Source organism: Brenneria uluponensis (genome assembly GCF_032395385.1).
GTDB classification, from domain to species: Bacteria; Pseudomonadota; Gammaproteobacteria; order Enterobacterales; family Enterobacteriaceae; genus Prodigiosinella; species Prodigiosinella aquatilis.
This window is the reverse complement of the sequence record NZ_CP135917.1, coordinates 4,343,948-4,358,676: the sequence shown is the minus strand read 5'-3', so window position 1 is coordinate 4,358,676 and position 14,729 is coordinate 4,343,948. Positions and strand designations below refer to the sequence as shown.

Below are 14,729 nucleotides of genomic sequence, written 5' to 3'. Positions count from 1 at the left end.
GGTATAACTTTCCACTAAAACATCATTTCCGACATAAAGATGTAAACCATGGCAGCTACCGAGCGTTAAACCATGCGGTGATTGTTTGTCCGAATGGCGGGTTGCATAGTTGTCTTGTTATCTACGTCATCGTTTTCTTAGTAGGAAAACCAACCTTGTTGACAATATTGAGATTGAATCCCTGTGTCATACAGCGCTACAATAATTTGTCATACCAATTTAAAAATTGAGTGATATCACAAAACCATTATTTTCATACGGAATAAAAAAACGGGTCCTGATGTGCTCATAAAGTGGGTTTATGCATAGGGAATGCGGCTTTTTACGGCAGAATGCCCTTTTTTTGCGATCATGACCTCACTAATGAGATAAGTTATCGAACATAATTGGTGTGATATCTTTGTGAGAACAACCACGTTGGTTGGTAAAAGCATTGTGAGGAAGCGAAATATGCCCCAGTTTATGAGTGAAGATTTTTTGTTAGACACCGAGTTTTCTCGTCGTCTGTATCATGAATATGCGGTTGATCAACCTATCTTTGATTATCACTGTCATTTGCCGCCGGCGCAGATTGCTGAGAATTATCGTTTTAAAAATCTGTATGACATCTGGTTGAAGGGTGACCATTATAAATGGCGTGCTATGCGCACTAACGGTGTAGCGGAACGTTTATGTACCGGTGATGCCAGCGACTGGGAAAAATTTGAGGCTTGGGCAGCAACGGTTCCTCACACCATTGGTAATCCGCTATATCACTGGACACATCTGGAATTACGTCGTCCGTTTGGTATCACCGGTACGCTGTTGTCACCGGCGACAGCCAAAGCTATCTGGCAGCGTGGCAATGACTTGCTGGAACGAGATGAATTTACAGCTCGCGGCATTATGCAGCAGATGAATGTGAAAATGGTCGGTACTACCGACGATCCGATTGACGATTTGCAGCATCACAAAACGATTTCCCAAGACAGCAGTTTCTCTATTAAGGTTTTGCCAAGCTGGAGACCAGACAAAGCGTTCAATATCGAACAACCGACCTTTAACGATTATATGGTGAAGCTTGGTGAAGTGTCTGATACCGATATCCGTCGTTTCAGTGATTTACAGGCAGCATTGACCAAGCGGCTGGATCACTTCGCTGCGCATGGCTGCAAAGTATCTGATCATGCACTGGATGTTGTGTTGTTCGCCGAAGCGGATGAAACCACGCTGGATAGCATTCTGGCGCGCCGTCTGTCCGGTGCAATCCTGAATGAACATGAAGTGGCGCAGTTCAAAACAGCTGTATTGGTATGGCTGGGCGCGGAATACGCACGTCGCGGTTGGGTCCAGCAGTATCACATTGGTGCACTGCGTAATAACAACCTACGTCAGTTCAAGCTGTTGGGGCCGGATGTGGGGTTTGATTCGATCAACGATCGCCCGTTAGCCCAGGAACTGTCCTGTCTGCTTAGTAAACAAAATGAAGAAAACCTGCTGCCGAAAACCATCCTATATTGCCTGAATCCGCGGGATAACGAAGTAATCGGTACGATGGTTGGTAACTTCCAGGGTGAGGGTATGCCGGGGAAAATGCAGTTCGGTTCCGGCTGGTGGTTCAATGACCAGAAAGACGGTATGCAACGTCAGATGACGCAGTTGGCTCAGTTAGGCCTGTTGAGTCGTTTCGTTGGTATGCTGACAGACAGCCGCAGCTTCCTTTCTTATACCCGCCATGAGTATTTCCGCCGCATTCTGTGCCAGATGGTTGGCCATTGGGTAGAAAACGGGGAGGCGCCAGCTGACCTGCCGCTACTGGGCGAAATGGTAAAAAACATCTGTTTTGATAACGCCAAGCGTTATTTCGCCATCGAGTTGTAAGGGTAAAAACGGGCATCATTAACGGTGCCCTGTCCACGATTTCTGTTCTGGGGTAGTGATGGTTTGTATCAACCCTATCCCTGATTGTTATTCATGTCATGAGGTAGCATCGTTAATGCAAACGTTAAATCGCCGTGATTTTCCTGGCCGTCATTACCCTGATCGCGTCATTCAATTTGGCGAAGGCAATTTCCTTCGCGCTTTTATCGATTGGCAACTGGACTTGTTAAACGAGCATACCGATTTGGATGCGGGTGTTGTGGTGGTTCGTCCGATAGACACTGATTTCCCACCTGCTCTTGATACTCAGGATGGTCTGTATACCACGATTATCCGTGGGCTTAACGAACAAGGGGACGCGGTACGTGAACCGCGACTGATTCGTTCTGTTAATCGTGAAATCAATGTTTACCGCCAATTCGATGAATATCTGGCGTTGGCGCATGATGCTAACATTCGTTTTGTTTTCTCCAATACGACAGAAGCAGGTATCAGCTATCACGCTGAAGACCGCCTTACCGATACGCCACCTGCCAGCTTTCCGGCCAAACTGACTCGGTTGCTGTATGAGCGCTTCAACCATTTTGCCGGAGCAGCGGACAAAGGCTGGATATTACTGCCGTGTGAATTGATCGATTACAACGGTGTAGCACTGAAAGAACTGGTATTGCGTTATGCCAAGCAATGGGAACTGCCAGCGGCGTTCACCGTCTGGCTGAATGAACATAATACGTTCTGCTCTACACTCGTCGACCGTATCGTCACCGGTTATCCGCGAGCCGAAGTTGAGGCGCTGCAACAGGAACTGGGTTATCAGGATACATTCCTGGATACTGCCGAATATTTTTATCTGTTTGTAATTCAGGGACCACAGTGGTTGGCGGAAGAACTACGCCTTAATAAACTGAACCTGAATGTACGTATCGTAGATGACATCAAACCCTACAAAGAACGTAAGGTGGCGATTCTCAATGGTGCTCATACGGCGCTGGTACCGGTTGCGTTTCTGGCAGGCCTGGATACTGTTGGTGAGGCCATGAATGATGCCCAGATTGGTAAATTTGTGGAAAGAACCATTGCCGAAGAAATTGTCCCGGTATTGGACTTGCCGCACGACGAATTGATGTCGTTTGCCCAAGCGGTATTAAGCCGATTCAGAAACCCGTTTATTCAGCATCAGTTGTTGTCTATTGCACTGAACGGCATGACAAAATTCCGTACCCGTATCCTGCCGCAATTGCTGGCCTACCGTGAGCGTAACGGAGAGTTGCCGCATCGTCTTACTTTTGCTCTGGCGGCGTTGATCGCTTTTTACCGTGGCGAGCGTAACGGAGAGAGTTACCCATTACAGGATGATGCGCAGTGGCTGGAACATTATCAGGCGCTATGGGGTGGTGTAAAAGACAATACTACTACCTTGGCACAAGTGGTTACTGCGGTATTAGGTAATGCTCAACATTGGGAACAGGACCTGACTAATGTGCCGGGACTGGTGGAGCAGGTGACTGAACAACTGCAATCTATCGTTGAACGCGGTATGCGTGCGGCGCTAGAGAGTTACTGCTAATCGCAAAAGGCTTATCCATGCAAAGCATCATTAAAATTCACTCTTTGGACAATGTTGCCGTAGCCTTGCGCGATTTGGTGCAGGATGAAACGGTAACGATTGATGATATCACCTTAACGTTGGCACAACCCGTTTCACGCGGACATAAGTTCGCGTTGGCCACCATTATGCCGGGGGAGATGATTATTAAATACGGGTTGCCCATCGGTCATGCATTGGTCGCTATTGCTCCCGGTGAACACATCCATTCGCAAAATGCCAAGACTAATCTGAGCGATCTGGATGAATACCAGTATCAACCGGAGGTTATCTCTCTGCCGGCACAGATGGATGACCGTGAGGTACAGATTTATCGCCGCAAAAATGGGGGGGTCGGTATTCGTAATGAATTGTGGATCCTGCCTACTGTTGGGTGTGTGAATGGTATTGCCCGCCAGATCCAGCAGCGTTTTCTGAAAGAAACAGATGATGCTCAGGGGATTGATGGTGTCTATCTGTTCAGCCATCCGTTTGGCTGTTCACAATTGGGGCAGGATCATGAAAATACCCGTACTATGTTGCAGAACATGGTACGTCATCCGAATGCTGGTGCGGTATTGGTCGTTGGTCTGGGTTGCGAAAACAATCAAGTTGATACTTTTCGTACCACGTTGGGTGAATATGATGCAGAGCGCGTCAATTTTATGATTTGTCAGCAACAGGATGATGAGGTGGAAGCCGGCGTTGAACGTCTGCATCAGCTTTATCAGGTTATGCGCAACGATTGCCGTGAAGCCGGTAAACTCAGTGAGCTGAAGTTTGGTCTGGAATGTGGTGGATCTGACGGGCTATCCGGGATTACCGCTAACCCGCTGCTAGGCCGTTTTTCTGATTACCTGATAGCCAATGGCGGGACGACCGTATTGACGGAAGTGCCGGAAATGTTTGGTGCAGAGCGTATCCTGATGAGTCGCTGTCGTGATGAGTCAACGTTTGAGAAAACGGTGAATATGGTCAACGATTTCAAGCAATATTTCATTGCCCACGATCAGCCGATTTACGAGAACCCTTCACCAGGTAATAAAGCCGGTGGTATTACCACACTGGAAGAGAAGTCGTTGGGTTGTACGCAGAAAGCTGGACAAAGTAATGTTGTTGATGTCCTCAAGTATGGTGAGCGGTTACATACACCGGGCCTTAATCTGCTTAGTGCTCCGGGGAATGATGCGGTAGCGACCAGCGCCCTGGCTGGAGCCGGGTGCCATATGGTACTGTTCAGTACGGGGCGGGGTACGCCTTATGGTGGTTTCGTTCCAACGGTAAAATTGGCGACCAATAGCGAGTTGGCGAAGAAAAAACCACACTGGATTGATTTTGATGCGGGTCGCCTGATTCATGGCATGCCAATGGATGAGTTGTTGGCGCAGTTTGTGGATTTGATTGTTGAGATCGCTAATGGCAAACAAACCAGAAACGAAGTCAATGATTTCCGCGAACTGGCAATATTCAAGAGTGGTGTGACGTTGTAAATCCATCCGATTCCGAATAAAATAAAACGGCGTTTTGTAAGGCGCCGTTCGTTTTTGTCACACTTTCCAAGGCAGGGATCATGTCATACTACTGGTTTGCCCAGGCAGTAGGGGTACTGGCTTTTTTTGTCGGTATCACCATGTTTTTCAACCGTGACGATAAAAAATTCAAAATTCAGCTCTCGCTTTACAGTGTGGTTATTGGTTGTCATTTTTTTCTAATGGGGGCAAATTCTGCGGGCATCAGCGCCACGCTGAATTCCATCCGCACACTCATTACTCTGAAAACTAACAATATTGCGGTGATGTTTGTCTTTATCGTCCTGACACTGGTGTTTGGCTTGTCTGAGTTAAAGCATCCGATGGAACTACTGCCTATTATCGCTACCGTAGCCAGCACCTGGGCATTGTTTCGTACTCATGGCTTGACCACGCGCTGCATTATATGGTGTGCCACAGCAATGTGGGTTATGCACAATATCTGGTTAGGATCGATTGGCGGATCATTGATTGAAAGCAGTTTCCTGCTGATGAATGGCTTTAATATTATTCGTTTCCGACGTATGCAACGAAGAGGTATCGATCCGTTTAAAGTGGAAAAACAAGTATCGAAACATGCCTGATCAGCATGTAGAACAGGGTAAGGAAAAGTCCCTTACCCTGGAAAAGATTACAGTACGTCCAAACGCTCCTGCTCTGTCTGGTGAGTGTCTTCAGCCTGGCAAACTGCCGCGATAAATATTACGTCGGTGGATGAATTGACGGCAGTTTCTGCTGAATCCTGCAATACACCGATGATGAATCCCACCGCCACCACTTGCATAGCGATATCGTTGGAGATACCGAACATGCTGCATGCCAGCGGAATCAGTAATAGAGAACCGCCAGCGACTCCCGAAGCACCACAGGCACAAATGGATGCAACTACGCTTAACAACAAAGCCGTAGGGATATCGGCCTGAATGCCCAGTGTATGAACAGCTGCCAACGTTAGCACCGTGATGGTAATCGCTGCGCCCGCCATGTTGATAGTGGCACCCAGCGGAATCGCAACAGAGTAGGTGTCTTCATCCAGATTCAGTTTACGGCACAGCTCCATATTGACGGGAATGTTAGCGGCAGAACTGCGGGTAAAAAAAGCGGTTACCCCACTTTCACGCAGACAGGTCCAGACCAGTGGATATGGGTTACGCCGGATTTTCCAGTAAACAATCAATGGATTGGTAATCAATGCAACCATCAACATCCCGCCGATCAGAACAGCCAACAGATGGGCGTAGCCCCACAGAGCGCTGAAGCCGGTTGCCGCCAGTGTGGATGAGACCAAGCCAAATATCCCTAGCGGAGCAAAACGGATAACTACGCGCACGATAAATGTCGTCGCATGAGATATGTCAGTGACAACGGTTTTGGTGGTTTGAGAACCATGACGTAATGCGACACCCAGACCTACAGCCCATACCAGAATGCCGATATAGTTAGCATTCAGCAACGCATTGATTGGGTTCGCCACCACATTCATCAGCAAGCCTTTAAGGACGCTGACGATGCCTGATGGCGGAACCACATCGGTCGCTTGTGCGTGGAGTGTCAGTACGGACGGAAAAAGAAAGCTCAGAACTACTGCCACCAATGCTGCACAGAGTGTACCTATGATATACAACGCCAAAATTGGACGGATATTGGTCTTCTGGCCTTTCTTATGGTTGGCGATAGAGGACATAACCAGCATCAATACCAATACCGGTGCTACAGCCTTAAGTGCCCCAACGAACAACGTTCCCAGTAACCCTACTGCAATGGCCGCTGGCTTGGAAACCGAGGCCAAAATAATGCCAAGTGCCAGTCCTATCAGGATCTGCTTTACCAGACTTCCCTGAATCAGATAATTAAAAAATCTTGATTGTGTTTTCATAATATTAACGGTGGTACCGCTTGTGAGAAATGATTGTGATTAACAGGCTTGCCTTCTCTGACGGAACTGGATGACTTTATGACCTGTTACCAAGTGCGTTTGCGTGTATCAGTATATGAAAATATAAGTTTGAGGAAAGGAAAGTCGCGTTTTTTTGGACAGAAAGCACAATAAAATACGTAAAGAGCCTCCGCTACAGGAGGACGATAGCCATGATAGTCAGCGCGTTATCAGAAGAAGAACCGACGTTGGAGATATGCAGTAACTGTCCGCCAGCGGGTGAAATTTGTTCACTTTGCTGAAGTATCGCGATAGTGATATTACTTTCCGCTGCCGGAGGTGAGGGTATCGGCCGGGAATACTACTCCTGTCTGCCGACGTATTTCCGTCAGCAGCGCAGCTACGGCGCGGGAACGGGCCAGTGCAACATGGTTAACCTCACTATTGGCGACCAACGTGCTAAAGACTTCGGCTTCATACAGCATGCTATTAATATGTTGCGGTTGAGACAGATCCAGCCGTTTCCCATCACGGGAAACTAACAGTACCTGCTGACATTCCGATAGCTTTTCAATGAGCAGTGTTCCGTCTTCACCTTGAATTTCACTTGGACTAGCGGATTGACTGACTTTGGAATGTACAATACTCACATCAAAGTCGCCATAGTTGAGAATGACGCTGCCATGGGCATCGACACCACTTTCAAGTAATGTGGCGCTGGCCTGTACACTACGTGGCTTGCCCCACAGCGAAACCGCAAACGCCAGACAGTAGTAACCAATATCCATAATTGAGCCGTTGGAAAAGGCCGGGTTAAACGTATTGGGATTCTCGCCTGACAGATATCGCTGGTAACGGGATGAGTATTGACAGTAATTGAGAACCACTTTTCTCAACCGTCCGATACGCTGTAAGGCCTGAGTAATTACACTGAAATTTGGTAGATAGGCGGTTTTAAACGCCTCGAATAACACCACATGATGCTGCCTGGCGCTGGCAATCATCTGCTCCGCTTCATTGAGGTTTGATGCCAGCGGTTTTTCACAGATGACATGTTTACCATGACGCAGGAATAATTGAGCCTGTTCGCAGTGCAAGGAATTGGGGCTGGCAATATAAACTGCATCAATGATGTCAGAGCCGGCCAGGGTTTCCAGTGATGTGTATAGGCCATCAACCAGATAATCGGTCTGAAACTGTCGGGCATTTTCTGGCGAACGTGAATAGATGGCGGTCAATTTCATTTTCCCACTTTCATGGGCGGCATCAATGAACTGACGGGTTATCCAACTAGTTCCTACAATAGCAAAACGTATCACTATGGTTCACCATACGGTTCTGACAGGTAAGTATAAATCTAGATTATCATGATGGAATCTCAAGGCAATTTTACGATACTGATGCTCTCTCTTAAAGCCAATACCGGGCAGGGCGGAGAAAACCATTTACTGTTGTATCGTTTTAAGGGATAAACGGCACAAAATTTTGCATGATAGGAGAGGCGATGAGCCAACTCAATCTGGAAACACATAACCTGACGCTGGCCCGTTATCCTCACATTGAGGACGATACGGTGTTGCAGGCATGGGAAGCCGCAGATGAATTTTTACTGCGGGAGATTGCTTCCATGTCCATTGGCCCTGGGCCAAAGTTGATTTTTAATGATGCGTTTGGCGCACTGGCTTGTGGACTTCAGGCCCAGTCACCGTATTGCATCAGCGATTCGTATTTAAGCCAATTGGCGACACATCATAATCTATTACTGAATGGTTATAGTGAGGATTCGGTGACCTTGCTGGATAGCCTGGCTGAATTGCCATCTGCTCCCGCGCTGGTGGTGATTAAGATTCCTAAAGCGTTGGCATTGCTTGAGCATCAATTACGAATGCTACAAAAAGTTGTTGTGCCACAAACGGTGATTATTGCCAGTGCCAAGGCACGCGATATCCATACTTCCACACTGCAACTATTTGAGCAGATCCTGGGACCGACCCGCACCTCTCTGGCGTGGAAAAAAGCTCGCCTGATCCATTGCCAACCAGACATGCATGAAGTGAGTGAGCAGTCACTTACAATAACATGGCCGATAGAAGAGTATGGGTATTGCATCCATAACCATGCCAATGTTTTTGCTCGTAATAATCTAGATATCGGTGCCCGTTTTTTTATGCAGCATTTGCCACAGCAAGTTGAAGGCAAAATGGTGGATCTAGGCTGCGGTAATGGCGTAATCGGCCTTGGCGCGCTAGCGCTTAATCCGCAGGCTTATGTCAGCTTTTTTGACGAATCTTATATGGCGATCGCTTCCAGTCGTATGAATGTGGAAATCAATCGGCCACAGGACCGTGATCGATGTGGTTTCGCTGTCAATCATGCGTTGACGGGGATTGGGCGCGAGAGCCTTCAGGTCGTACTGTGTAACCCTCCGTTTCATCAACAACAGGCGGTAACTGATAGCGTTGCCTGGCAGATGTTCCGTGATTCCCGGCGTTGTCTGGACATCGGCGGTGAACTGCGCATTGTCGGCAACCGCCATCTTGATTATTTTCACAAGCTGAAGCGCTTGTTCGGTAACTGCGAGATCGTCGCCAGTAACGCTAAATTCGTGGTGTTAAGAGCAGTGAAAACAGCAGATAAACATCGCTAAGCTTAAAAATAAATGTTCAATGCCAGTCGGGTCGACTGATGAAGCGCCTGGCGGGCATCCAGTTCTTGTGATATATCCGCATCGTCAAAAAGAAGGTACACCCAGTGGCCCGCATCCAACATACAGAATTTGCAACGCAGCTTTTCCTTCCGACTTGACGGGCAGTCACAGTGATTGCCTGATGATGAGGAAATTGAAAACGTTGCATACAACGTGGTTGCTCATTGGGTGATTACTTCTTTGGGATTCAGTGCGACATCGGCGGTAACAATCAATCCGGCACCCCCTCGCGCCCGCTCACAGTAGAATGCAGTTAACTGAGACGGGGTGATCTTCCAGATCTGTATGCCTTGAGCCTATTGCAATCCGATTTTTTAATATGGCAAAGCCCAGGTTCAGTGACGAGAAAAAGTGGGAATAGTCGGTCATGACTATATCGATATCTAATATATCTGGTCTGATAAAGCCGTGATAGCACTAGTTGTGTGATGATTAGGTGTGAAATTTATGTTTACTAATTGTGGTAATTATCGCCACTACAGCGAGGAAACTCCATGATGAAGTCTGACGTGTTGAGATCATTTGTTGTCATGCTAGACAGCCATTATAATTCGCTGGATAAGTAAATGAAGGAATCTCTATGTCTTATATTGAAGAGTTAGGCGCGCGCTTGGAAAGTGCATTAGAAGCATTGGAATACAGTGTTCAGAGGCAACAGCAGGTTTGGCAGCGTGATAATCAGTATCTTCATTTGCAATTGATACAGGCCAGGAAACGGGAGGCTGATTTGTGTGCGCAAATTAGCCTTCTCGTTAATCAAGTGAATGCAATAGATGCCTCGCCCGAGCGTAATCCTTTGCTGCAAAAGGTTAATATAATTCGAATGCATATTGATGCGTTGGCGGAGGACGCGGCTGCCTTTGTCCGTACTCTGCCTTGATTGTGGGCATCGGTGATATTCATCATCAATGATGTCTTTGTATAGATAATCACTCTATTTCTATTTCAATTCACATTGTTAATTATTCATATTTATGCTTATTAGATAATATCTTGATAATGTTAACTAGTTATTAATTTGTGGACTTTATAGAAAACTAACAATTAAGATCCGCTGTCTTTACGTATCCTTTCCTTTATTTTATCAATGTTCTTTATTTATTGTCGACTTTGTTGTGTGGTAATTAACTGCATAATATGTCATTGAGGGTATGTAAACACTATCGTAGAGTTCTCCTGTCTGATAAATCAGATGACTGGAAATGAATACTTCTATTTCATTTTTTATCTACTACTTATTAATTAGTACAGGAGTATAGTTATGTCATATCCTAATAACGGCACTACAGGTATGGTCGGTTTTGCAAAAGCAAGTAGTACAACAGGGGGTATTGGTGGCACTGTCGTTTCAATTACTAGCTTAAGTGAATTACAAACACATATTGCTGGTACAGACTCCAAAATATTGGTCATTAATGCTGATATTTCCGCGAGTTCTTTAACAAAAGTCACGATGGGTGCCAATAAGTCTATCATTGGATCTTATTCAAGTAATACACTGACTAATATTCACTTCAGAACCACATCAAGCTCAACGAATATAATTTTCCAGAATCTTACCATCAAGCATACAAGCACTATTAATGGGAATGATGATATTCAGATTTACTTGACGCATGGTAGTAAATACTGGCTTGATCACCTGACTTTCCCAGGGCATAGTTATACGCTGACAGATGGCGGTGTCGATAAACTGATTTATGTCGGAGAGAAAGCTGATTACGTAACTATTAGTAATTGCCTATTTAAAAATCATGAATATGGTCTGATTTTCGGTTATCCGACGGATGGTAGCAGCTATTCTTCTACTTATGACGGTTATCCTCATTTAACCATTTGTCATTGCTATTTCAATAATATTTATGTTCGTGGCCCTGGGTTGATGCGGTATGGTTATTTTCATGCCTACAATAACTATATTGAAAATTATCATCTGGGCTTTACGTTGGCTCAGGATGCCAAAATTGTTTCCGAGTACAATTATTTTGGCACAACCAGCAGTACAAATGGCATGTTAGATGATAAAGGGACCGGAACATTCACTGATACGGGAAGTACACCGTCTATTACCAATCAGACTTCATCACAAAGTAAATGGACACCATCATCCAACTATAGTTACAGCCTGAAATCGGTTTCTGCTGCAAAAACTTTTGCCAGTAACTATGCTGGAGTTCAGACATCTAGTCTGACGTTTGGTGGCTAATTAAAAAACAGGGTAAGATATATATGGGTCGTTATGGCCCATTCTTTTCGTTGTCAGTATATTCCAACCATGGTCTACACAGTATTTCCATATTCTCCATAATTGACGTAATTGTGAGTATCATTCTTGCACATATTTACCATTTCTCTCATTACCTTAAGCTCAGAGGGCTATACTTAGTCACATAGGTCAATACGATGTGTTGATAACTAAAACTGAAACGCGAGGAATATATTATGTCTAAATTTACCGCTATTGTAGTTGCCTCTGCACTGGCATTAGGTGCTGTGGGTATTGCTGATGCTCATGGTAATTTTTATGGCCAACAGGGTTCTGGTAACATGATGGGACAATCCCCATGTGGTGGACAATGGGCACCACATAACAGGATGTTTAACGGAATGAATTTGACTAATGAGCAACAACAAGAAATGCAGAAATTCATGCAAGGCTATAGAAATAATAGACAATGGCCTTCAATTGAAGAGCGTCGTCAATTACATAATATCATAGCTAGCGATAATTTCGATAAGCAGAAAGCGCAGAGCATCGTGGATAGCATGGAATCAGCTAATAAAGCGCGTATGATGCAGCGTCTGGAAGAACAAAACCATATGTACAATATTCTGACTCCTGAGCAGAAAAAGCAGTTCAATGCAAATTTTGACAACCGTTTGAACCAAGGAACCCCGGCACCTAAAGCGCAATAATAATCCAAGTCAACTGAAGCCGCTGGTTTTATTTATCACTATTTACTGGATAAGTGATAGACTAATGCCAGCGGTATTTTTTTTCGCTTTTTAATAGATGAAATTGGTTTAAAAACATAGGGCGCGAGCGCTATTCCCTATTTTTCATCTGCGCGCGTACGGGCATCTTTCCCATTATTTTATAATGATGTAAAAAACTGGGAATAATCAATATGGATTTGTTTTTTTGTCGTTAATTGATTAATTTTTAGGATATTTCTTCATTATTTTTGAGTCTTTTTAATAGATATTATTATCTGAGAGATTAGGTGGCTGTTAGCAAATTGAGGAACATACAGTGAAGAAAAAAATGTTGGCACTTGTAATGATGGTATTTGCAGGGAGTAGTGCTTTTTCCACGATATCCTGGGCCGATCAGTTGGATAATCGAGAACAAATGCGGTCGCCTGGGAACTATCCTTATGATGAAGCTGGACCTAATCATAAGCCCAGAGCTCATGTGGCAGAGGCAGGCAGGCATAATAATGGTAATGATAGAAAGCATCATAGCGGACCTGTCGCTATTGAACGTGATCATTTTGCATGGAAAGGTCATGATTTCAGAAAAGGACGACCAATACCCAGTCATTTTCAAGGGCAACGTTATCGTGTTCATGATTGGCGCGCCCGGGGCCTTCAGCAGCCACCTTCAGGCCACTATTGGAGCTACATCGACGGAAATTATGTGTTGATTGCGGCTACTACGGGAGTCATCACTGCCATTATTTTAAACAGTGCTGCAAATCATTGATGTGATACTAACGTGTTGATGTCGGGAATCGATACGTTAGTTCCATTTAAAGAAAATAGCGCGGCGTTTGCGTGATGCTTAGTCATTGCTAAATCTGTATATTTAGAAGAAAGTGAAGGCGTTACGCTGTTAACGTAATTCGGGAGTGTTAGAAATTCCGTGTCATTCCAGTAATATATCATCAAAAAGGAATGACAAATGTCCCAACCCTTTGATTTCGACAAAGCCCTGAAAGCGCTACAGTCCGGTCAGTCACTGACCGGCAAAGATGGCATCTTAACCCCGTTAATCAAACAGTTAACTGAAGCAGCCCTGTCTGCGGAACTTGACTCCCATTTGGCTTCAGATGTGGAAGCCAACCGTAAAAACGGCTCTGGTAAAAAAACCATTAAAGCCCCGACCGGCAGCTTCGAACTGACGACTCCGCGCGATCGTAATGGCACTTTTGAGCCTCAACTGGTGAAAAAGCATCAGACCACACTGTCCGATGAGATCGAGCGCAAAATCATTCGTCTGTTTGCGCTGGGGATGAGTTACCAGGATATCAGCCGGGAGATTGAAGATTTATACGCATTCAGCGTGTCTACCGCCACCATCAGTGCCGTCACCGATAAAGTCATTCCTGAGTTAAAACAGTGGCAACAGCGCCCGCTGGAGAAAGTTTATCCTTTCGTCTGGCTGGACGCCATTCACTATAAAATCCGCGAGGATGGCCGTTACCAGAGCAAAGCCGTTTACACTGTGCTGGCGCTGAATCTGGAAGGCAAAAAAGAAGTTCTGGGTCTGTATCTGTCGGAAAGCGAAGGGGCAAACTTCTGGCTATCTGTATTAAGCGATCTGCAAAACCGTGGCGTTGAAGACATCCTGATAGCCTGCGTGGACGGGCTGACTGGGTTCCCGGAGGCGATAAACAGCATTTATCCGCAGACAGAGGTGCAGTTGTGCGTTATTCACCAGATACGCAACTCGATTAAATACGTGGCCTCAAAGCACCATAAAGCCTTCATGTCCGACCTGAAGCCGGTGTATCGTGCGGTGTCAAAAGAAGCCGCAGAAACGGCACTGGATGAGCTGGAGGCCAAATGGGGTCAGCAATATCCGGTGGTGCTCCAGTCATGGCGGCGCAAGTGGGAAAACCTGTCAGCGTACTTCCGCTACCCGGCTAACATACGCAAAGTGATCTACACAACCAACGCGATAGAATCGGTGCACCGTCAGTTCAGGAAACTGACCAAAACCAAAGGCGCTTTTCCGAATGAAAACAGCCTGTTGAAACTGCTTTATCTGGGACTGATGAATGCACAGGAGAAATAGACAATGCCGATCCAGAGCTGGAATTTGACATTGTCGCAGTTAGCCATTTATTTTGAAGGGCGACTGAATAGTGTGATAACGCTATAGAGTTTTTAACGTGACACAGAATTCTGAATGCTCTCGCTGGTTCTTCTCCGTCTGTGAGCGATGCT

General features: G+C 45.7%; 11 protein-coding genes and 1 pseudogene. 10 read left to right on the top strand and 2 right to left on the bottom strand.

The window, feature by feature from the left end; translation table 11 throughout:
- Positions 1 to 450 precede the first annotated feature (450 nt).
- The 4 genes from uxaC to RS889_RS20270 all read left to right on the top strand — a co-directional run bounded on the left by uxaC (position 451) and on the right by RS889_RS20270 (position 5,558).
- Positions 451 to 1,860, top strand: a complete 1,410-nt coding sequence (uxaC, locus tag RS889_RS20285; protein ID WP_021014339.1) for a glucuronate isomerase — start codon at positions 451 to 453, stop codon at positions 1,858 to 1,860.
- 115 nt (positions 1,861 to 1,975) lie between these two features.
- Positions 1,976 to 3,427 (top strand): tagaturonate reductase, encoded by a 1,452-nt coding sequence (locus RS889_RS20280; protein ID WP_315708517.1) that lies wholly within the window; start codon positions 1,976 to 1,978, stop codon positions 3,425 to 3,427.
- Positions 3,428 to 3,444: 17 nt separating this feature from the next.
- Positions 3,445 to 4,935, top strand: a complete 1,491-nt coding sequence (locus RS889_RS20275; RefSeq protein WP_315708516.1) for a UxaA family hydrolase — start codon at positions 3,445 to 3,447, stop codon at positions 4,933 to 4,935.
- Positions 4,936 to 5,015: 80 nt separating this feature from the next.
- Positions 5,016 to 5,558, top strand: coding sequence for a YgjV family protein (locus tag RS889_RS20270; protein ID WP_315708515.1), 543 nt, complete (start codon positions 5,016 to 5,018; stop codon positions 5,556 to 5,558).
- 47 nt (positions 5,559 to 5,605) lie between these two features.
- On the opposite strand, the gene sstT is transcribed toward RS889_RS20270, so the two are convergent.
- Complete coding sequence (sstT, locus tag RS889_RS20265; RefSeq protein WP_021014343.1) at positions 5,606 to 6,850, bottom strand: serine/threonine transporter SstT; 1,245 nt, start codon at positions 6,848 to 6,850, stop codon at positions 5,606 to 5,608.
- Positions 6,851 to 7,170: 320 nt separating this feature from the next.
- Positions 7,171 to 8,169, bottom strand: coding sequence for a Gfo/Idh/MocA family protein (locus RS889_RS20260; protein WP_315708514.1), 999 nt, complete (start codon positions 8,167 to 8,169; stop codon positions 7,171 to 7,173).
- A gap of 185 nt (positions 8,170 to 8,354) precedes the next feature.
- Between RS889_RS20260 and rlmG the strand changes: the two genes are divergently transcribed.
- The 6 genes and pseudogenes from rlmG (at position 8,355) to RS889_RS20230 (ending at position 14,664) form a co-directional block, all read left to right on the top strand.
- Positions 8,355 to 9,497: a 23S rRNA (guanine(1835)-N(2))-methyltransferase RlmG gene (rlmG, locus tag RS889_RS20255; RefSeq protein ID WP_021014345.1), complete on the top strand. Its 1,143-nt coding sequence runs from the start codon at positions 8,355 to 8,357 to the stop codon at positions 9,495 to 9,497.
- Between the two features lie 640 nt (positions 9,498 to 10,137).
- Positions 10,138 to 10,437, top strand: coding sequence for a hypothetical protein (locus RS889_RS20250; RefSeq protein ID WP_315708513.1), 300 nt, complete (start codon positions 10,138 to 10,140; stop codon positions 10,435 to 10,437).
- A gap of 381 nt (positions 10,438 to 10,818) precedes the next feature.
- Positions 10,819 to 11,763, top strand: a complete 945-nt coding sequence (locus tag RS889_RS20245) for a polysaccharide lyase family 1 protein (protein ID WP_315708512.1) — start codon at positions 10,819 to 10,821, stop codon at positions 11,761 to 11,763.
- A gap of 236 nt (positions 11,764 to 11,999) precedes the next feature.
- The gene (spy, locus tag RS889_RS20240; RefSeq protein ID WP_021014348.1) at positions 12,000 to 12,473 is read left to right on the top strand and encodes an ATP-independent periplasmic protein-refolding chaperone Spy; all 474 of its coding nucleotides are present in this window, start codon (positions 12,000 to 12,002) and stop codon (positions 12,471 to 12,473) included.
- Positions 12,474 to 12,810: 337 nt separating this feature from the next.
- Positions 12,811 to 13,263, top strand: coding sequence for an RcnB family protein (locus tag RS889_RS20235; RefSeq protein WP_315708511.1), 453 nt, complete (start codon positions 12,811 to 12,813; stop codon positions 13,261 to 13,263).
- Between the two features lie 198 nt (positions 13,264 to 13,461).
- A pseudogene (locus RS889_RS20230) lies at positions 13,462 to 14,664 on the top strand (IS256 family transposase).
- Positions 14,665 to 14,729: the final 65 nt, after the last annotated feature.